The 19,703-nt window shown below is 63.8% G+C and carries 19 protein-coding genes; 9 read left to right on the top strand and 10 right to left on the bottom strand.

What is annotated here, in order from left to right; all coding sequences use genetic code 11:
* Positions 1-40: 40 nt before the first annotated feature.
* From rarD to ACRCYW_RS13290, 4 genes are all read right to left on the bottom strand, one after another.
* Complete coding sequence (gene rarD, locus ACRCYW_RS13305) at positions 41-937, bottom strand: EamA family transporter RarD (RefSeq protein WP_438550560.1); 897 nt, start codon at positions 935-937, stop codon at positions 41-43.
* 123 nt (positions 938-1,060) lie between these two features.
* A complete protein-coding gene (locus tag ACRCYW_RS13300; RefSeq protein ID WP_349920594.1) occupies positions 1,061-1,234 on the bottom strand; it encodes a hypothetical protein in 174 nt (57 codons plus the stop codon).
* 124 nt (positions 1,235-1,358) lie between these two features.
* Positions 1,359-2,855, bottom strand: a complete 1,497-nt coding sequence (locus ACRCYW_RS13295) for an aldehyde dehydrogenase (protein WP_438550559.1) — start codon at positions 2,853-2,855, stop codon at positions 1,359-1,361.
* Between the two features lie 248 nt (positions 2,856-3,103).
* Positions 3,104-3,646 (bottom strand): cupin domain-containing protein, encoded by a 543-nt coding sequence (locus tag ACRCYW_RS13290; RefSeq protein ID WP_100861370.1) that lies wholly within the window; start codon positions 3,644-3,646, stop codon positions 3,104-3,106.
* 172 nt (positions 3,647-3,818) lie between these two features.
* Between ACRCYW_RS13290 and ACRCYW_RS13285 the strand changes: the two genes are divergently transcribed.
* The 6 genes from ACRCYW_RS13285 to ACRCYW_RS13260 all read left to right on the top strand — a co-directional run bounded on the left by ACRCYW_RS13285 (position 3,819) and on the right by ACRCYW_RS13260 (position 10,330).
* Entirely contained in the window at positions 3,819-5,147 is a 1,329-nt protein-coding gene (locus tag ACRCYW_RS13285) for an aspartate aminotransferase family protein (RefSeq protein WP_438550558.1), read from the top strand.
* A 91-nt stretch (positions 5,148-5,238) separates the two neighbouring features.
* Positions 5,239-6,735, top strand: a complete 1,497-nt coding sequence (locus ACRCYW_RS13280) for a CoA-acylating methylmalonate-semialdehyde dehydrogenase (protein ID WP_438550557.1) — start codon at positions 5,239-5,241, stop codon at positions 6,733-6,735.
* Positions 6,736-6,818: 83 nt separating this feature from the next.
* Positions 6,819-7,541 (top strand): glutamine amidotransferase-related protein, encoded by a 723-nt coding sequence (locus ACRCYW_RS13275; RefSeq protein ID WP_438550556.1) that lies wholly within the window; start codon positions 6,819-6,821, stop codon positions 7,539-7,541.
* Between the two features lie 162 nt (positions 7,542-7,703).
* Positions 7,704-8,675: a LysR substrate-binding domain-containing protein gene (locus tag ACRCYW_RS13270; RefSeq protein WP_438550555.1), complete on the top strand. Its 972-nt coding sequence runs from the start codon at positions 7,704-7,706 to the stop codon at positions 8,673-8,675.
* A gap of 74 nt (positions 8,676-8,749) precedes the next feature.
* The gene (locus ACRCYW_RS13265) at positions 8,750-9,589 is read left to right on the top strand and encodes a PfkB family carbohydrate kinase (protein WP_438550554.1); all 840 of its coding nucleotides are present in this window, start codon (positions 8,750-8,752) and stop codon (positions 9,587-9,589) included.
* 288 nt (positions 9,590-9,877) lie between these two features.
* A complete protein-coding gene (locus ACRCYW_RS13260; RefSeq protein ID WP_438550553.1) occupies positions 9,878-10,330 on the top strand; it encodes an Rrf2 family transcriptional regulator in 453 nt (150 codons plus the stop codon).
* Positions 10,331-10,437: 107 nt separating this feature from the next.
* Here the strand turns inward: ACRCYW_RS13260 and ACRCYW_RS13255 are convergent, their stop codons facing one another.
* Complete coding sequence (locus tag ACRCYW_RS13255; RefSeq protein ID WP_438550552.1) at positions 10,438-10,950, bottom strand: ferredoxin-type protein NapF; 513 nt, start codon at positions 10,948-10,950, stop codon at positions 10,438-10,440.
* A gap of 138 nt (positions 10,951-11,088) precedes the next feature.
* Here ACRCYW_RS13255 and ACRCYW_RS13250 point away from each other — a divergent pair, with 138 nt between their 5' ends.
* Together ACRCYW_RS13250 and rmuC are read left to right on the top strand one after the other, a co-directional pair.
* A complete protein-coding gene (locus ACRCYW_RS13250) occupies positions 11,089-11,304 on the top strand; it encodes a hypothetical protein (protein ID WP_167388953.1) in 216 nt (71 codons plus the stop codon).
* Positions 11,301-12,632, top strand: a complete 1,332-nt coding sequence (gene rmuC, locus ACRCYW_RS13245; protein WP_438550551.1) for a DNA recombination protein RmuC — start codon at positions 11,301-11,303, stop codon at positions 12,630-12,632. The genes ACRCYW_RS13250 and rmuC overlap by 4 nt, the downstream gene beginning before the upstream one ends.
* 84 nt (positions 12,633-12,716) lie before the next feature.
* On the opposite strand, the gene ACRCYW_RS13240 is transcribed toward rmuC, so the two are convergent.
* The 5 genes from ACRCYW_RS13240 to def all read right to left on the bottom strand — a co-directional run bounded on the left by ACRCYW_RS13240 (position 12,717) and on the right by def (position 18,505).
* The gene (locus ACRCYW_RS13240; RefSeq protein ID WP_438550550.1) at positions 12,717-14,159 is read right to left on the bottom strand and encodes a TrkH family potassium uptake protein; all 1,443 of its coding nucleotides are present in this window, start codon (positions 14,157-14,159) and stop codon (positions 12,717-12,719) included.
* Between the two features lie 92 nt (positions 14,160-14,251).
* A complete protein-coding gene (gene trkA / locus ACRCYW_RS13235; RefSeq protein ID WP_438550549.1) occupies positions 14,252-15,628 on the bottom strand; it encodes a Trk system potassium transporter TrkA in 1,377 nt (458 codons plus the stop codon).
* 69 nt (positions 15,629-15,697) lie between these two features.
* A complete protein-coding gene (rsmB, locus tag ACRCYW_RS13230; protein WP_438550548.1) occupies positions 15,698-16,990 on the bottom strand; it encodes a 16S rRNA (cytosine(967)-C(5))-methyltransferase RsmB in 1,293 nt (430 codons plus the stop codon).
* Between the two features lie 45 nt (positions 16,991-17,035).
* Entirely contained in the window at positions 17,036-17,980 is a 945-nt protein-coding gene (fmt, locus tag ACRCYW_RS13225) for a methionyl-tRNA formyltransferase (protein ID WP_438550547.1), read from the bottom strand.
* 12 nt (positions 17,981-17,992) lie between these two features.
* Positions 17,993-18,505 carry a peptide deformylase gene (gene def, locus ACRCYW_RS13220; RefSeq protein WP_349920608.1) on the bottom strand — a complete coding sequence of 171 codons (513 nt, stop codon included), beginning with the start codon at positions 18,503-18,505 and terminating at the stop codon, positions 17,993-17,995.
* Between the two features lie 108 nt (positions 18,506-18,613).
* Here def and ACRCYW_RS13215 point away from each other — a divergent pair, with 108 nt between their 5' ends.
* On the top strand, positions 18,614-19,702 hold the full coding sequence (locus ACRCYW_RS13215; protein ID WP_438550546.1) for a LysM peptidoglycan-binding domain-containing protein: 1,089 nt from the start codon (positions 18,614-18,616) through the stop codon (positions 19,700-19,702).
* Position 19,703: the final 1 nt, after the last annotated feature.

Genomic DNA, 19,703 nt, shown 5'->3' with positions numbered 1-19,703 from the left:
CCAAAACCCGCGTCCTGGCTTGTAGATTATTGCGACCCCATCAGGAGGCCGCGGGCTTCTGCCTGCCGTTGCGCAGGCCATCCAGGGTGAACAGCACCAGGGCGCTCCAGATGCAGGCGAAGGTGATCATCTTGTCCAGCGCCAGCGCCTCCCCGTACAGGGTGACCGCCAGGATGAACATCAGGCTGGGCCCTATGTACTGGAAGAAGCCCAGGGTGGAGAGCTTGAGCCGGGTAGCGGCGGCGGTGAAGCAGAGCAATGGGGCCGTGGTGACGGCGCCGGCGGCGATGAGCAGCAGGTTCAGGTGCCAGTCGTTCTGGGTGAGATGGCTGGTGGGGCTGTCGGCGAATCCCCACAGATAGATGGCCGCCGGCGGCAGCATGATAAGGGTCTCGATCAGCAGGCCGGTCAGGGCATCCAGCGCCAGTTTCTTGCGGATGAGGCCGTAGATGGCAAAGCTCGAGGCCAGCACCAGGGCAATCCAGGGCAGGGAGCCGAACGCGATGAGCTGGATGGCGACCCCGATGACGGCGAGCCCCACCGCCCACCACTGCAGGCGGCGCAGCTTCTCGCTCAGAAACAGCATGCCGAGCAGTACGTTGAACAGGGGATTGATGTAGTAGCCGAGACTGGCATCCAGCATGTGGCCGTTATTGATGGCCCAGATGAACAGCAGCCAGTTGCCGCCGACGGTGACCGAGGTGAAGGCCAGGGTGAGCAGCACCCTGGGCTGGCGCAAGACCGCCTGCACCTTGTGCCACTGGCGGGCGAGCAGGGTCAGCACCATCAGCAGGGCGCAGGACCAGATCATGCGGTGGGTCAGGATCTCGGCGGCCGGCACGGCGGCTATGGTCTTGAAGTAGATGGGGGCCAGGCCCCAAAGGGTATAGGCGCACAGGGCATAGATGACGCCCTGGCGCTGGCTGTGTTGCTGCATGCGGATAACCTTCACTGGAGGGCGGATGTTAGACAACATCGCAAAAGTGCAGTGTAGCCATCCTTTTGGGGGGAAAGAAGTGAATAAATTGGTCGGAGGCTATTTTTACAGCATGACCCAGGGTCAGCGTCGGCCCCCGCGGCGGATCTTCTCCACATCCCGCAGCAGCCACAGCATGAGCACGATGGCGGAGATCCAGGGGCCCCAGGTCACATAGGCTTCACCCTGACCCATCACGAAGAACAACAGCGGCAATCCCACTACCAGAAACAGGACACTTCCCAGGAAGAACAGCATTTTTATCTTTAAATTTAACGGCTTGCTATTTGATGATTATATCGATTGAGGCTTGTGATGAAAGGATAAAAATGAAAAAGGGGGATTTCTCCCCCTTTATTGCCTGATCTCGTCATATTCGACGTTAATCGAGCTGGATCCAGGTACTTTTCAGCTCGGTGTATTTCTCCAGGGCGTGGAGCGACTTGTCGCGGCCGTTGCCGGACTGCTTGAAGCCGCCGAACGGCATCGTCATGTCGCCGCCGTCCCAGTTGTTGACGAACACGGTGCCGGCGCGCAGGGCGCGGGAGCCCTTGACCGCCTTGTTGAGATCCGCGGTCCAGATGGCGGCGGCCAGGCCGTAGTCGGTGTCATTGCCGAGCGCGATGGCCTCTTCCAGGGTGTCGAAGCCGGTCACCGCCAGCACGGGGCCGAAGATCTCCTCCCGGAAGATGCGCATCTGGGGTGTCACCTCGTCAAAGATGGTGGGCTCTATATAGTAGCCACCGCTCTCGGTATTGGTGCGCTGGCCGCCGAGCAGCAGCTTGGCCCCCTCCTGCTTGCCGATCTCGATGTAGTTCAGCACCTGATCCATCTGGATGCCGTCCACCATGGCACCGATGCGGGTGGCGGGATCCAGCGGGTTGGATGAGATCCACTCCCTGGCGTGGGCCAGCAGCCGCTCCATGAACTGCGGCTTGATGCTGTTCTGCACCAGCAGGCGGGAGGCCGCGGTGCACACCTCCCCCTGGTTGTAGAAGATGGCGCCCACGGCGCTTTTCGCGGCGGCGTCCAGGTCCGGTGCGTCCGCCAGCACTATATTGGGGCTCTTGCCGCCACACTCCATAAAGGCGCGCTTCAGATTGGATTTCCCGGAGCACTGCACCAGATGCTTGCCGATTCGGGTGGAGCCGGTGAAGGTGATGCAATCCACGTCCATGTGCATGGCCAGCGCCTCGCCCACGGTATGGCCAAAGCCCGGCAGCACGTTGAACACGCCGTCCGGGATGCCAGCTTCCTTGGCGATACCCGCGATGCGCAGGGCGGTGAGGGGGGACTTCTCGGAGGGCTTGAGGATCACCGAGTTGCCGGTGGCGAGTGCCGGGCCCAGCTTCCAGCAGGCCATCACCAGGGGGAAGTTCCAGGGGACGATGGCGGCCACCACCCCGAGTGCCTCCCGGGTCACCAGCGCCAGCGCGCTCTCTTCTACCGGGGCGACCTGATCGTAGATCTTGTCGATGGCCTCGGCGTTCCAGGCGATGCAGTTGGCGGCGGCGGGGGCGTCATAGCCCATGGCGTCGCCGATGGGTTTGCCCATGTCCAGCGACTCCAGCAGCGCCAGCTCCACCTTGTTCAGGCGCATCAGATCGGCGAAGCGCTGCATGATCTGCTTGCGCTGTTTCGGGGCCAGCCCGCTCCAGCGCTTGTCATCGAAGGCGGCGCGGGCGGCCTGCACCGCCAGCTCGGCGTCGGCGGCGTCGCAGGACGCGACCTTGGTCAGCAGCTGGCCGTTGGCCGGGTTGATGCAGTCGAAGGTGGCGCCGTTGACGGCGTCCCGGTAGCTGCCGTCGATGAAGGCTTGGGAGGGCAGGGTCAGGTGGGAGGCCTTGTGTTGCCACTGGGCCAGGGTCAGGTCACTCATGTTCACTCCTTGAACCGACAGATAAGGTCTCTGCGTATCAATATGCTAAACATGCCGCCGCTTGTAAATCCATCCTGTAACATTTTATTAAACATTCGCCCTCGCCAGCGGTGAAGCACTGACGAGGGCGCTGGCCCGGTTCGGCCCGGTCTGCGCGGGTCTGACCGCCGTTGCCGACGGTCAGGAGCAGATGGGGGATGAGCCGGGATCGGCCAGGTTTGTGCGGGTCTGACCGCCGTTATTGACGGTCAGAAGCTGGCCGGGGTGTTGGCGGAGATTAGCACGCATTCGTGCTCATCCACGTTGCGGAAACGGTGGGGGGTGCGGCTGTCGAAGTAGTAGCCATCCCCCGGCGCCAGCAGATAGACCTGCTCGCCGACCGTGACCTCGACCTGACCCTGGATGACGATGCCGCACTCCTCGCCCTCGTGGCTCAGCATGTCGTCGCCGGTATCGGCACCCGGGGGCAGGATCTCCTGCATCATGCCGATGGCGCGGTTCGCACGGCTGTGACCCACCAACCTGTAGCTGATGGGGTGAGTGCCGAGATCCGGCATGTCGTCCGCACGGAAGATCACCTCGGAATCCATCTCCGTCTCATCGGTGAAGAAGCTGGCCAGGGACATGGGAATGCCCTCCAGCACCTTGCGCAGCGAGGCCACCGAGGGGCTCACCTGATTTTTCTCGATCTGGGAGATAAAGCCGTTGGTCACACCGGAGCGCTTGGCCAGCTCGCGCTGGGAGAGGGCCGCCTTGGTGCGAACCGCCTTGAGGCGGTGACCGATATCCATCGATAGACACTCCTTGACTGTTTACTATTATTAAAATTGTGTTAAATATCTTATACCACCCATGGCGGGTGACACCAAGCAGGGCGACACAGAGCCCTTTTTTATGGATTCAGGTGTTTAATTTAATAGGCAATGGCCAAGCGTTACTAAACGCCTTAAGGATGAGGTGACCATGAAACCTGTCAGCGACATCAATACCCCCGACATGTCCGCCTTCTGGATGCCCTTCACCGCCAACCAGCAGTTCAAGGCGGCCCCGCGCATCCTGAAGTCGGCGCAGGGGATGTATTATCACTCAGAGGATGGCCGCAAGATACTGGATGGCACCGCCGGCCTCTGGTGTTGCAACGCGGGTCATGGTCGGCGGGAGATAGCCGAGGCGGTCTCCCAGCAGATCTCCCACCTCGACTTCGCCCCCACATTCCAGATGGGCCATCCCCTGCCGTTCGAGTTGGCGAACCGGCTGGTTGAAATCGCCCCCAAGGGGCTGGGCCACGTCTTCTATACCAACTCCGGCTCGGAGTCCGTGGACACGGCGCTGAAGATCGCCCTGGCCTGGCAGCGAGCCCGGGGTCAGGGTACCCGCACCCGGCTCATCGGCCGTGAGCGCGGCTATCACGGGGTGGGCTTCGGCGGCATCTCGGTGGGGGGCATCCCCGGCAACCGCAAGTGGTTCGGCTCCCTGCTCGGCGGGGTGGATCATCTGCCTCACACCCTCAACATAGGGAAAAATGCGTTCACCAAAGGGCTGCCGGCGGAAGACCTCACCCTGGCCGATGAACTGGAGAAGATCGTCTTCTTGCACGACGCCAGCAACATCGCCGCCGTCATCGTCGAACCCATTGCCGGCAGCACAGGGGTCATAGTGCCCCCCCAAGGCTACCTCAAGCGGCTGAGGGAGATCTGCACCAAACACGGTATCTTGCTCATCTTCGATGAGGTGATCACCGGTTTCGGCCGCCTCGGCTCTCCCTTCGCCGCCCAGGAGTTCGACGTCATCCCCGACATGATCACCTGTGCCAAGGGCCTCACCAACGGAGCCATCCCCATGGGGGCCGTGCTGGTGAGCGACGGCATCTATGACGACATGATGGCCGCGGGCAAGGGGGCCATCGAGTTGTTCCATGGCTACACCTACTCCGGCCACCCGGTGGCCGCCGCTGCAGGCCTGGCGACCCTGGAGATCTATCGCAACGAGAACCTGCTGAGCCGCGCCGCCGATCTGGCGGGTTACTGGGAGGAGGCGGCCCATTCGTTGAAGGGCTGCAAGCATGTCAAAGACGTGCGCAACTACGGCCTGGTGGCGGGTATAGAGCTGGAATCCATGCCGGATGCGCCGGGCAAGCGTGCCTACGAGGTGTTCGTGCGCTGCTTCGAGAAGGGGGCCCTGATCCGGGTTACCGGCGACATCATCGCCCTGTCGCCGCCCCTCATCATTGAGCGCAGCGAGATCGACGACCTCTTCACCCTGTTGCAGGACGCCCTGCAAGCCCAGGCCTGATCACCCCTCATTTGCGGGGCGCCCGCTTGGGTGCCCCCTCCTCGCGCCTGACGCTCATGGCCGCGCAGGAACCCCATTCCACGGAGGATTTATGACCTACAGGATCAACAACTTCATCGGCGGCGAGACCACGGAGAGCCGCAGCGAGCGCTTTGGCACCATCTTCAACCCGGCCACCGGCCAGCAGCAGGGCCAGGTGGTGCTGAGCACCGCCGCCGAGTGCCAGGAAGCCATCGCCAGCGCCGAGCGCGCCTTCGCCGACTGGTCCCAGACCCCGCCTCTGGTACGGGCCCGGGTGATGTTTCGCTTCAAGGAGCTGATGGAACAGCACAGGGACGAGCTGGCCCGGCTCATCAGCCGCGAGCACGGCAAGGTGTTCTCCGACGCCCAGGGTGAGCTGACCCGGGGCCTGGAAGTGGTGGAGTTCGCCTGCGGCATTCCCCATCTGCTCAAGGGGGAGCACTCCCTCAACGTGGGCCGTGGGGTGGACAGCCACTCCATGATGCAGCCCGTGGGGGTCTGCGCCGGCATCACGCCGTTCAACTTCCCAGCCATGGTGCCGCTCTGGATGTTCCCGGTGGCGCTGGCCTGCGGCAACAGCTTCATCCTCAAGCCCTCCGAGAAGGATCCGTCGCTCTCCCTGCGCATGGCCGAGCTGCTCAAGCAGGCGGGCCTGCCGGACGGGGTGCTGAACGTGGTCAACGGCGACAAGGAGGTGGTGGATGTGCTGCTGACCGACCCGCGGGTGGCGGCGGTTTCGTTTGTCGGCTCCACCCCCATCGCCCAGTACATCTATGCCACCGCCTCGGCCCACGGCAAGCGGGTACAGGCCCTGGGTGGCGCCAAGAACCACATGCTGGTGATGCCGGACGCGGATCTCGATCAGGCGGTCTCCGCCCTGATGGGGGCGGCCTATGGCGCCGCCGGTGAGCGCTGCATGGCGATCTCGGTGGCCCTGGTGGTGGGCGACGAGACCGCCGATGCCCTGGTGGCCAGACTCTCGCCCCTGGTGGCGGCGCTGCGGGTCGGCCCGGGTCTGGGTCAGAGCCCGGAGAACGAGATGGGGCCTCTCATCAGCCGGGAGCATCTGGCCAAGGTGCGCGGCTACGTGGATCAGGGGGTGGCCGAGGGGGCCGAGCTGGTGGTCGATGGCCGCGGCTTGAGCCACGAGGAGGGCTACTTTATCGGCGGCAGCCTGTTCGACAGGGTGAGCCCCGAGATGCGCATCTACCGGGAGGAGATCTTCGGCCCCGTGCTCGCCATAGTGCGGGCGCCGGACTACGAGACGGCCCTGCGGCTCATCAACGAACACGAGTACGGCAACGGCACCGCCATCTTTACCTGCGACGGCGACACCGCAAGGGACTTCACCACGCGGGTGCAGGTCGGTATGGTAGGGGTGAACGTACCCATCCCCGTGCCCATGGCATTTCACAGCTTCGGTGGCTGGAAGCGGTCCATCTTCGGGCCGCTCAACATGCACGGGCCGGATGGGGTGCGTTTCTACACCCGGATGAAGACGGTGACCGCCCGCTGGCCCCAGAGCCTGCGTGCCGGCGCCGAGTTCTCCATGCCGACCATGAAATGACAACCATGCAGCAGCTAGCCCTGGCATGGCCCGGCGGAAGGGATCCGCCGGCTTGTCCCGCTATCCCTGTGAAGGAGTGACTGATGAGACTGGGAATTCTCGATTGTGACCGGCTTGACCCTGATCTGGTGGGTGACTTTGGCCCCGTTTACTCCGAGATGTTTATCAAGGGATTCCGGGCGCTGGCTCCGGCGCTGGAGTACAGGGTCTGGTCGGCCCTCGACGGCGAGCTGCCCGGGGACTTGACCGAGTGCGATGCCTGGCTCATCACGGGATCCCGCCACGATGCCTACAGCGATCTGCCCTGGATCCTGGCGTTGCGGGAGTGGATCCGCCAGGCCCACGACGCCAACGTCAAGCTGGCCGGGGTCTGCTTCGGCCATCAGGTGATCGCCCAGGCCCTGGGGGGCGAGGTGATGAAGTCCACCAAGGGCTGGGGGCTCGGCGTCTCCGTCCACCCCATGCTGGAGTCGGAACCCTGGATGCAGCCGGGGCTCGAGACCATCCGGATCCTGGCGAGCCACCAGGATCAGGTGGAGCAGCTGCCGCCCGGGGCGACCCGGCTGGCGGGCAACGATTTCTGCCCGAACTTCATGTTCCTGCAGGGGGACAACATAGTTGCCATTCAGGGTCACCCCGAGTTTTCGGTGGAGTACAACCGGGCGCTGATCGAGCGGCGGCGGGACAGGTTGCCGGATGCCCATTACCAGCGCAGCCTTTCCTCCCTGGAGGGGGAGGTGGACTCGGCCACCATGATGCAGTGGCTGCTGCAGTTTCTCGGCATCTTGCCGGTCGAGTCTGTCTAACGCCGTCGCTGGTTTGTCATATCCCCCCCGCTGATGCTAGATTTTGTAGCAAAATGAAGGATCAAGCGGCGATATGCCAAGTTCGGATGATACACTGGCCGCCATTTGTGGCGGCCTTGTTTTCTGATGTTGGCAGCCGCGCCAGCCTGTGAGGGTGCAACCTTGAAACTACAGCAGTTGAAGTATCTGATCGCGGTGCGGGACCACAACCTCAACGTCTCCGTCGCTTCCGATGCGCTCTATACCAGCCAGCCCGGGGTGAGCAAGCAGATCGGCCTGCTGGAGAGCGAGCTGGGGGTGCGCATCTTCGAGCGCCGCGGCAAGCACCTGCACCGCATCACCCCGGTGGGGGAGGAGATCATCAAGTGCGCCGAGGCCATGCTCAACATCGAGAGCAAGATCAAGGCCATCTCCCGGGAGTACCTGGATCCGACCGTGGGGACCCTCAATATCCATACCACCCACACCATAGCGCGGCATCTGCTGCCCAAGAGCGTCACCTATTTCACCAAGAAGTACCCCAAGATCTCGTTCCACCTGCACCCCGTGATGTCGGCCACCAAGGATCAGATCAGCAAGGGTTACTCGGATTTCTCCATCGTGGCCCACGAGATAGGCTTCGACAAGGAGCTGATCGCGCTGCCCGCCTACCTCTGGACCCTCTCCCTGGTGGTGCCTCTGGATCACCCCTTGGCCAAGGTGAAGAAGCCGACCCTGGAGCAGCTCTGTCAGTACCCCATCCTCAGCTACGAGAGCGGCGCCACCGGGCGTCAGGCGCAGGATGCTGTGTTCCAGGCGGCGGGACTCACCCCCAATTACTACATGACGGTGATGGATGCCGGCGTCATCAAGCGTTACGTGGAGCTGGGATTCGGCATCGGCATCATCGCCTCCCTGGTGGCGAACGACCACGATGCCCCCGGCCTGGTGGCCATCAATCTGGAGCACCTGTTCGCCCCCTGTCCGGCCCAGCTCTGCTTCAGCAAGAGCATCTTGCTGCAGAACTACATGTACGACTTCATCAGCTCCTTCTCTCCCCACCTCACCAAGGAGGTGATCCAGAACGTCATGCAGCAGCCGACCCAGGCGCGCATCGATGAGCTGCTGGCCGGGGTGGAACTGCCCGTCTACTGATTTCGTCCCGCATCCTCAACCCCGGGTTGAGGATGCCGCCATCGCGGGCCCCAGGCCCTGTCTTCGAGGTTTCCATGTCCCGCATCCTGCTGCTCGCCAATCTCAACTGTGATCACGTGCTCTCCCTGGCCGAACCCCTGGTGGCGGGGGCACGGCTGCAGTATGTGGATCAGGGGCGCAGGCTCGGCGGCGGCGCCGCCAACACCGGCATCGGCCTGGTGTGGGCGGGGCACGAGGTGCGCATCGCCTCCCGGGTCGGGCTGGACGAGACCGGCGACTGGCTGCTGGAACAGGCTACCTCATACGGCCTGGATTGCAGCCATGTGGAGCGTTTCGGTGGCGAGACCGGGGAGCTGCTGATCCTGGTGGACTCCACCGGTGAGCGCACCATACTCAGGCGCCCCCGCCGGCCGGATCTGCCCGGGGACTTGCCGAGCGAGGGGGTGGATTGCCTCTACGTGAACTACCCCGGCACCGCCATCATCGGCTACATGCGCCAGATGCTCGGCAAGAGCTTCGTCGTGGCCCAGTACCCCAAGGGGGGTCAGGCCCGCCGTCCCTGCCACGTGCTGGTGGCCTCCCGCTCGGATCTCGCCGAGGTGAGCGACCCCTGGCAACACGCCCGCCAGCTCGCCGGTGATCAGCTCGAATGGCTGGTGCTGACCGAGGGCAAGGCGGGGGCCGTGGCGATCCATGGCGAGGAGCAGATCCGGGTGGCGGCGCGGCCTGTCTCGGTGGTGGACACCACGGGGGCGGGAGATGCCTTCGCCGGCGGCCTCATTCACGGTCTGGCCCGGGGCATGGCTATCAAGGATGCCCTGCAGTGCGCGGTGGACTGGGGGGCCTTCGCGGTCGCCTCCGAGAGCTCCATCCCCTCCCAGGCCCTGAAAAACTGGTTGAAGCAGCCCCACTGACGGGGGCGTGGGGGGCGCTTTCATGAGGGCGCCCAGCCTGGCCGGATGGCGGGACTTCGCCGCCAGAAAGGGCCGAAACCCTGGCTTCAGCCTGCAAGTTTGCGATCAATCAAAGAAAGTGTCGATTTATGTACATCTTCGTCGACACCCGTCCGGCCTGCTCTTAACCTTGTCATTCCACGACTCGGCCAACGACGCGGACCCCGGGCAGGCGCCCCTGTCATCTCCCTCTCTTGGCCCCCGGTTGTCGTCCTGATTTCTGGCTTGTAGTAAGAGGCAAGTGCGACCATGCAACTGACACGATTTACCGACTACGCCCTGCGTACCCTGACGTTTCTGGCGATCCAGCCGAGTGATCGCCTGTCGACCATCACAGAGGTGGCCGACACCTTCGCCATCTCCCGCAACCACGTGGTCAAGATAGTGCACCAGCTCGGCATCAAGGGGTACATAGAGACGGTGCGTGGCAAGCATGGGGGCATCCGCCTCGGCCGCGCCGCCGTCTCCATCAACCTGCGGGACGTGGTGATGGACATGGAGCACGTGCTCTGCCCGGTGGACTGCAAGCGCGAGAACTGCCGCCTCTCCGGTGGCTGCCGCATCCAGGGCATCTTGCGCCGCGCCATGAACGCCTTCCTGGAGGTGCTGGGGGAGTACACCCTGGCGGATGCGGTGCGCGATCCCACCCGTCTGTGCCACCTGCTCGGCATAGAGCAGGAGAATATTCTGACCATGGCCTGAGGGTCATGATGGTGAAAGGGCCCCTCGGGGCCCTTTTGCTGCCTGGGATCCATGTCGGGGGACGAGTGCGTCGGGATGCAGAGGCTCGTGGTGCGCGGCCGGCGCCGTCAGGGCTGGGGGATCAGGGTGATGGCCCCGTGCAGGCAGGCGAGGCCGCAGGCGCCGCAGCCGTCGCAGGCCGCCATGTTGACGCTGATGCCGTCGCTGCTGGCCTTGATCGCCTGCTGGGGGCAGGCATCCTCGCACAACAGGCAGTAGAAGCCCTGGCGGGCCTGACAGCTCGCCTCTATCCGCACCCGGGTCTGCACCTGGCGGCCGAGGCGCAGGTCCAGCGCCCCCGTGGGGCAGGCCCTGGCACAGCTGCCGCAGTAGCTGCACTGGCCACAGGCGAGATCCAGCACGGGGGTGCCGGCAATGGGGCTGCCGTCATACTCCGGGCGATCGGCGGGCTTGAGCAGGGCGTTCGGGCAGGCTTCGAAGCAGTCGCCACAGCGGCTGCACAGGGAGATAAACTGCGACTCCTCGATGGCCCAGGGCGGGCGCGCCTCCTGGCAGGCCACGGCCGGTTTGGCGGTGTCCCCCAGTGCTTGCCTCAACCAGCGACAGAAAAAATGCGTCATGCCTACCCCAACTACCCAATAGGGGTTAATTTTAGCCAGTTCTCCGCCGACAAGCCAGAGAATAGCGCGCCCCAGGATCGCAAGCCGGGTTGCCCTTGTGTAAGCTAGGCGAGTCTTTTTACGTGGTTGAACATACACATGTGGTTATTTCTCTGGCGTGCCTCCCTGCTCTATGTCTTCCCGCTGCTGATGTGGGCCTATTGCCACATCAAGGAGATCGAGTTCGCCGAGCTCGATACCGGGGTCAACAGCCACAAGTGGGTGGTGCTGGCCGCCTACCTCATCTATGTGCTGCTCTGGCTGCTGCTTAACCGCTACCTCGAACTCTTCCTGCGCCAGCGGGGGCGCCGGTGATCCCCTCGGCGCTCTGGTTGCCTGCCCTGCTGGCGGGGCTGTTGGCCCTCGGGCTCGGCTGGCTGGTGGGGCGTCGCGGCGCCCGCGAGCAGAGCCTGCTGCTGGAGGAGCGCCATCAGGTGCTGCAGGACAGGTTCGACGAGTTGCAGGACGAGAAGATGCTGGGCCAGCAGAAGCTGGAACAGCAACAGGCCCTGTTGCTCAAGCTCACCGCCCGCCTCAAGGATGCCGAGGCGACTCTGCGCAGCGAGCGTCTGGCCAGCGCCGAGAAGCTGCAACTGCAGCAGCAGGCGGAGGCCCGCCTCAGCCAGCAGTTCGAGAATCTCGCCAACCGTATCTTCGAGCAAAACTCCGGTAACTTCCGAGAACTGAACCAGAACAGCCTGGATCTGCTGCTGACGCCGCTCAAGGAGCAGCTCGAGGGCTTCCGGCGTCAGGTGGGGGAGACCCACGCCCAGGAGACGGCCCAGCGCCACAGCCTGAAGTTCGAGCTGGAGCGCCTCGCCGAGCTCAATGCCCGCATGACGGAAGAAGCCGCGGCCCTGACCCGCGCCCTCAAGGGGGACAGCAAGCAGCAGGGCAACTGGGGGGAGGTGGTGCTGGCCCGGATCCTCTCCGAGTGCGGCCTGCGGGAGGGTCACGAGTACCACACCCAGGTCAATATCGAGGTGGAGAAGAACAAGCGCTACCAGCCCGATGTGATCGTCCACCTGCCTCAGGAGAAGGACATCATCATAGACGCCAAGGTGTCCCTGACCGCCTACGAGCGCTGGTACAACAGCGATGACGAGCTGGAGAAGGCGGTGGCGCTCAAGGAGCACGTCGCCTCGGTGCGCAACCACATCCGCGAGCTGGGTCGCAAGGATTACCAGCAGTTGCCAGGGGTGCGCACCCTGGACTACGTGCTGATGTTCGTGGCGGTGGAGCCCGCGTTTCTGACCGCGGTGGAGGCGGACCCCTCCCTGGTGCGCTACGGGCTGGATCACAACATACTGCTGGTGAGCCCCACCAACCTGATGGTGGCCCTGCGCACCATAGAGAACCTGTGGCGCTACGAGCGGCAGAACCAGAACTCGCGCCAGATAGCGGAGCGGGCCGGGCGCCTCTACGAGAAGCTGCGGCTGTTCGTGGAGGAGATGCAGCAGATGGGGGGCAGCCTGCACAAGGCGCAGGAGAGCTACGACAAGGCCATGGGGCGGCTGGTGAACGGCCGCGGCAACCTGATCGCCCAGGCGGAGCGTTTTCGCGAGCTGGGGGTGGAGGTGACCAAGCCCCTGCCGGAATCTCTGATCGACCGGGCGCTGGAGCGGGAAGACCAAGCCGACTAGCGTCCTGTGATCCGCTCATCCCATGAAGAAGGGCAGCCCGTGGCTGCCCTTCTCGTTTTTTGTCCGGCGCAGGGGTTCCACGCCTTATTGCTTCCAGAAGGAGGGGAAGAAGAGCACGGCCACCGTCAGGATCTCGAGGCGCCCCAGCAACATGCCGAACGACAGTATCCACTTGGCCGAGTCAGGCAGGCTGGCGAAGTTGGTGCTGGGGCCGATGACGGGGCCCATGCCCGGCCCCACGTTGGCCACGGCGGTGATGGAGCCCGAGATGGACGTCAGGGGATCCAGCCCGATGGCGGCGAGCAGGGCGGCGATCAGCAGTATGATGGCGAAGTAGGCCAGCACGAAGGAGATCAGGGAACGGATGATGGCGTCGTTGACGGGCCGGCCGTTGTACTTCTGCGGGAAGACGGCGGAGGGGTGCATCAGCTGGCGCATCTGCTTCTTGAACAGGGCGAAGGCCACCTGTACCCGGAAGATCTTGAGGCCGCCGGCGGTGGAACCGGAGCAGGCGCCGAGGGCCAGCAAGATGATGAAGAGGATGCTGGTGAGCGGCCCCCAGGCGCCGAAGTCGCCGAGACCGAAGCCCGTGGTGGTGAGCACGGAGACGATGTTGAAGCTGCTGATGCGCAGGGCATCCATAAAGTCGTAAATATCTCTGACCCACAGATAGAAGGTAACCACGACCGTCACCCAGATCACCAGCCAGAAGAAGCCCTGCACCTGGGCGTCCTTGAACAGGCTGTTGTCGCGGCGGGCGAGGGCCTGCACGTAGAGCAGGAAGGGCAGGCCGCCGAGGAACATGAAGAGGGTACCTATCCAGTGCGCCTCGTGGGAGAAGTGGGACATGGATTGATCCGAGGTGGAGTAGCCCCCCGTGCTGAGCGTGGTCATAGCGTGGTTGACCGCCTCGAACAGCGTCATGCCGCTCACCCAGTAGGCGAGGAAGCAGAGCATGGAGAGCACCAGATAGACCAGCACTATGTTGTTGGCCACCGTCTTGGCGCGCGGTGCGCTCTTGTCGGACCAATCCGAGCTCTCGGTCTGGAACAGCTTCATGCCGCCGACGTTGAGGTAGGGCAGCACGGCCACCGCCATCACGATGAAGCCGACCCCGCCGAGCCACTGCAGGATGGAGCGCCACAGCAGTATGCTGTGGGCCATGCCGTCGAGGCCGGACAGCACGGTGGAGCCCGTGGTGGTGACCCCGGACATGGTCTCGAAGTAGGCGTCGGCGAAGTTGATGTGGGTGATGAAGACGAAGGGCAGGGCGCCGAAGATGCAGGCCACCACCCAGACCGAGGTGGTGAGCAGGAACATCTCCCGCACCCCGAGGTGGAACACCGCCTTGCGGCCGTAGTGCAGGCAGAGCAGGGCGGCGCCGTGGGTGATGAGCACGGATTTCAGGAACTCGACGAAACCCTCAGAGCCGGTCAGCAGGGCCAGCAGGGTGGGCAGCCACATGAAGAGGGCCAGCTTGGAGAGCACCAGGCCGAGGGTGAAGACGATGGGACGCAGCTTGATCATGCAGGATAACCTGGTCGTTGATTAACAAAAGACCCGGACGATTCTCTGTAGAAAGGTCCGGGTCTGGTTGTTGTTGCCTGTCGCATGGCAGATCAGAGGAAGAAGGGGCTTGGCTGGAACAGACGCTCCACTTCCGGGATGTACTTCTTGTCCACCAGGAACATGACCACGTGGTCATCCTGCTGGATCTGGGTGCGATCGTGGGCGATCAGCACCTCATCCCCCCGGACTACGGCGCCGATCGTGGTGCCCGGCGGCAGCTTCAGCTCGCCCACCGTCTTGCCGACCACCTTGGAGGTGTTCTCGTCCCCGTGGGCGATGGCTTCGATGGCTTCGGCCGCGCCCCGGCGCAGGCTGTAGACGTTGGCGATGTCGGCCCGGCGCACATGGGTCAGCAGGGCCGAGATGGTGGCCTGCTGCGGCGAGATGGCGATGTCGATGGAGCCGCCCTGCACCAGATCCACGTAGGCGCCGCGCTGGATCAGCACCATCGTCTTCTTGGCACCCATCTTCTTGGCGAGCAGGGCCGACATGATGTTGGCCTCGTCCTCGTTGGTCACCGCGATGAAGACGTCGATCTGATCGATATGCTCCTCCGCCAGCAGCTCCTGATCCGCCGCGTCGCCGCAGAAGACTATGGTGTTCTCCAGCACCTCGGAGAGCTGCTCCGCCCGCTTCTGGTTGCGCTCGATCAGCTTGACGCTGTAGCGCTTCTCCAACTGACGGGCGAGGCCGGCCCCTATGTTGCCGCCGCCGACTATCATGATGCGGCGATAGGGGCTCTCGAGGCGCTGCAGCTCCGACATCACGGCGCGGATGTGGCCGGCCGCCGCGACGAAGAACACCTCGTCATCCGCCTCTATGATGGTGGTGCCCTGAGGGCGGATGGAGCGCCCCTGGCGGAAGATGGCGGCGACCCGGGTCTCGATGTTCGGCATGTGATCCCGCAGGGTGGAGAGCGCATTGCCCACCAGGGGGCCGCCGTAGTAGGCCTTGACCGCCACCAGACCCACCTTGCCGCCAGCGAAGTCCACCACCTGCAGGGCACCTGGGTACTCGATGAGGCGGCGCACATAGTCGGTCACCAGCTGCTCGGGGGCGATCAGGTGATCCACCGGCACGGATTCCGGCAGGAACAGGCGATCCCGTTCCACTAGGTAGGCCGGGGAGCGGATCCGCGCCACCTTGTTCGGGGTGTTGAACAGGGAGTAGGCCACCTGGCAGGCGACCATGTTGGTCTCGTCGCTGTTGGTGACCGCGACCAGCATGTCCGCATCCTGGGCACCGGCTTCGCGCAGCACCCTGGGATGGGCACCGTGGCCGTTCACCACCCGCAGATCGAACTTGTCCTGCAGCTCCCGCAGCCGATCGCTGTCGGTGTCAACGATGGTGATGTCGTTGTTCTCGCCGGCGAGGTTCTCCGCCAGGGTGCCACCGACCTGGCCTGCGCCAAGAATGATGATTTTCATAGAGAAATCTTGCTCAAGGTTGCTTCGAAACGAGGGCGCCCGCAGGCGCCCCAACCCTTCATCTGCAGCTTACTGCTTGATCAGCTTGGCGTAGTAGAAGCCATCCATCTCGGCTTCCCCCGGCAGGAACTGACGGCCCGGATGGTCCGGGTTGTCCTGCTCGTGCAGGGGTACCAGGCGGGCATCCGGGGTGGCGGCCAGGAAGGCGCGGATCTGATCCCGGTTCTCCTCCGGCAGCACGGAGCAGGTGGCGTAGAGCAGGATGCCGCCGCTCTTGAGCTTGGCCCAGAGGGCGCCCAGAATTCGGCGCTGCAACTCGGCGAGTTCGCGGATGTCCTGATCCCGGCGCAGCCACTTGATGTCGGGATGACGGCGGATGACGCCGGTGGCGGAGCAGGGGGCGTCCAGCAGGATGCGATCGAACTGGCCTTCCGGCCACCACTGATCCGGGGTGCTGGCGTCACCGTGGATCACCTGGGCGTGCAGGCCGATGCGATCCAGGTTCTCCTGCACCCGCTTGAGGCGGTTCTCGTCGGCATCGACGGCGACCACGCCGGCGAGCCCAGGCTGGCGCTCCAGCAGGTGGGCCGTCTTGCCGCCGGGGGCGGCGCAGGCATCCAGCACCCACTCGCCCGGTTGCGGGTCGAGCAGGCGGGCGGCCTGCTGGGCGGCGCCATCCTGTACCGAGCAGTCACCCTGCTCGAAGCCGGGCAGCTTGGTCACGTCGCAGGGGCGCTCCAGCAGGATGCAATCCTCGCCCTCTTCACCGGCCGCCGCGTTGATGCCGGCCTCCGCCATGCGCGCCAACATCTGCTCGCGGCTCTGGTGCTGGCCGTTGTTGCGGATCCACATGGGAGGGCGCTGGTTGTTGGCCTCCATGATGAACTCCCAGTCATCGGGATAGGCCTGGCGCAGGCGCTTGGTGAGCCATTCCGGGTGGCCGAGGCGCACGCTGGGGACACGGTCGATGCGCAGCAGTATGACCTCGGCACTGCGCTGGAAGTTGCGCAGCACGCCGTTGATGAGGCCGCGCAAGGAGCTGCCCTTGAGCAGCTTGACGGCGTTGACCGTCTCCGCCACCGCGGCATGGGCCGGAATGCGGGTGTAAATCAGCTGATAGAGGCCAACGAGGATCAGGTAGTGGAAGATGCGGCTCTTGTTCTTGAGCGGCTTGTCCATCATCTCACCCACCGCCGCGTCGAGACGGGGCAGCCAGCGCAGGGTGCCGTAGCAGAGTTCTTGCAGGAGGGCGCGATCGCGAGGGGCCACCTTCTCCTGGGCAGCAGGCAGAACGGCGGAGAGGGACTGACCCTGATCCAGCACCTGTTGAATAACGAGAGCGGCCTGTGCACGTGTTTTCATAGCGTTACCTTAAATGCGCAAGTCGGGGCCCGGGCCCCGCTTGTTTCAATTCAATTGCGTGCCGGGGGCAAACCAGTCGCGGCGGGAGTTGAGCAGATCCGCGGCCGACATGGCCTTCTTGCCGGGGGGCTGCAGGGCCAGCAGGCGCAGCACGCCCTTGCCGGTGGCGATGTCGATGCCCTGCTTGTCGGCCTTGAGCAGGGTGCCGGCCGCCTGACCGTGATCCTGGTCGATGACCTCGGCCTGCCACACCTTGATGGTCTGCTCGGCCACCTCGAACCAGCTGATGGGCCAGGGGTTGAAGGCGCGGATGCAGCGCTCGATGGCGACGGCCTCCATGGACCAGTCGATGCGGGCCTCTTCTTTGGAGAGCTTCTGGGCGTAGTTGGCCAGGGCGTCGTCCTGCTGCTCGGCTTGGGCTTCGCCGGCGGCCATGGCGTTCAGGGTATCGACCAGCGCCTGGGGACCCAGCTCAGCCAGCTTGTCATACAGACTGGTGGAGGTCTCATCTGCGGCGATGGGGCAAGTAACCTTGCGGATCATGGCGCCGGTATCCAGCCCCACGTCCATCTGCATGATGGTGACGCCGGTCTCGGCATCGCCTGCCCAGATGGAACGCTGGATGGGGGCGGCACCGCGCCAGCGCGGCAGCAGGGAGCCGTGGACGTTGATGCAGCCCAGACGGGGGGTATCGAGCACAACCTTCGGCAGGATCAGGCCATAGGCCACCACCACCATGAGATCGGCACCCAGGGCGGCCAACTCGGCCTGGGCCTCTTCATTGCGCAATGAGGCGGGCTGATAGACCGGCAGATCGTGGGCGAGGGCCAGCTCCTTGACCGGGCTGGCGGTGAGCTTCTGGCCACGGCCGGCGGGCTTGTCGGGCTGGGTGTAGACGGCGACGACCTCGTGGTCGGAAGACAACAACGCCGCCAGGTGACGGGCGGCGAAGTCGGGAGTACCGGCAAAAATCAGTTTCAGTTTATTCAATGGGGCAGATCCTTAGAGGACTTTGCGATCTTCACGGGCCATCTTTTCCAGCTTCTGACGGATGCGCTGGCGCTTGAGCGGGGACAGGTAATCCACAAACAGCTTGCCGACCAGATGATCCATCTCATGCTGAATGCAGATGGCGAGCAGATCGTCCGCTTCCAGCTCGAACGGCTGGCCGTTGCGATCCAGCGCCCGCACCTTGACCCACTCGGCCCGCGGCACCAGGGCGCGACTGCCGGGAACGGAGAGGCAACCCTCTTCGATGCCGGTGCTGCCGGACTGTTCCAGGATCTCGGGGTTGATCAGCACCAGCTGATCCTCGCGGTCTTCGGAGACGTCGATCACTATGATGCGCTGATGAATGTCCACCTGAGTCGCGGCCAGGCCGATGCCTTCCTCCGCGTACATGGTTTCGAACATATCATCTACAATCTGTTGTAACTCGGGTGTAATGGTCTCGACAGGGGCTGCGATGGTACGCAGGCGCTCATCGGGGAAACGCAATACATCTAGAATGGCCATAGTTTTTTCTTTAGTTTCGTATAAATGCAGTCAATATTGACGTAATTCTAGTCATTTACGCCGACAAAAAACAGCAACACTTTGCGAGCAGAAATAACAGGGAGTGTTATGTATCTGAAGCAAACCATCCTCGCCTGCCTGACGGCGGCCATGACGAGCGGCGTCCTGGCGGCGCCACTGGCTTTGAAAGCCGGTCATCCCGACAACTATGTGGTGCAAAAGGGCGACACCCTCTGGGACATCTCGGGCCAGTTTCTGGCGGAGCCCTGGCTCTGGCCACGCCTCTGGAACATCAATCCCCAGATTGCCAATCCCCACTGGATCTACCCGGGGGATGTGCTGCAACTGAGCTGGGTCAATGGGGAGCCTCGCCTCGGCAAGGCCAGCCAGGGAGGCAAGCAGGTCATCCACCTCTCCCCCAAGAATCGCTACGAGAACAAGGCCAACCCGGTGCCGACCCTGCCGCTCAGCGAGATAGGTCCCTTCCTGCAGACCGATCACATCCTGGCGAACAGCCAGCAGGCCAAAGAGATGCCCTATGTGCTCGGCAACAACGAGAAGCATGTCGGCATGCTGGAGGGGGACGTCCTCTACGTCCAGGGCACGCTGATCCCGGGCCAGGACTACGGCGTCTATCATCCCGGGACCATCTACAAGGACAAGCAGACCGGTGAGCAACTCGGTCAGGAGGCTGTCTTCGTCGGTGTGGTGCGGGCCGAGGAACAGTTGCCCAACAACACCGCCAGGGTGACCCTGGCCCAGAGTCGGCGGGAAGTTTATCAGGGGGACAAGGTGATGCCACTGCCGCCCCAGGAGACCCTCGCCGCCGTCTTCATGCCCAAGGCGGCCCCCGTCATCAGCCCCGGCTATGTGATCGAGCTGCCGAGCAAGGCCAGGGGAGGCGGCAAGTTTGACGTGGTGCTCATCAACAAGGGGCTCAGAGACAGCGTTTCCCCCGGCGATGTGCTGGATATCCAGCGCCCGGGGGCCGAGATGGTGGACAAGAATGGCAAGGTCTCTTACCGCGAATATGCCTCCGTCTATGACAAGGCGTTCTACTCTGCCGGCAAGTCTTCCCTGCCGTCGGAATCCGTGGCCAGGGTCATGCTGTTCAAGGTATACGACAAGCTGAGCTATGGCCTGATCTTGCAGAGCCGGGAGCTGGTGAGCTCGGGTTATCAGGTCAGCAACTTCTGAC

Source organism: Aeromonas sp. (assembly GCF_051657805.1).
GTDB lineage: Bacteria > Pseudomonadota > Gammaproteobacteria > Enterobacterales > Aeromonadaceae > Aeromonas.
This window is presented reverse-complemented; position numbering and strand designations above follow the sequence as displayed.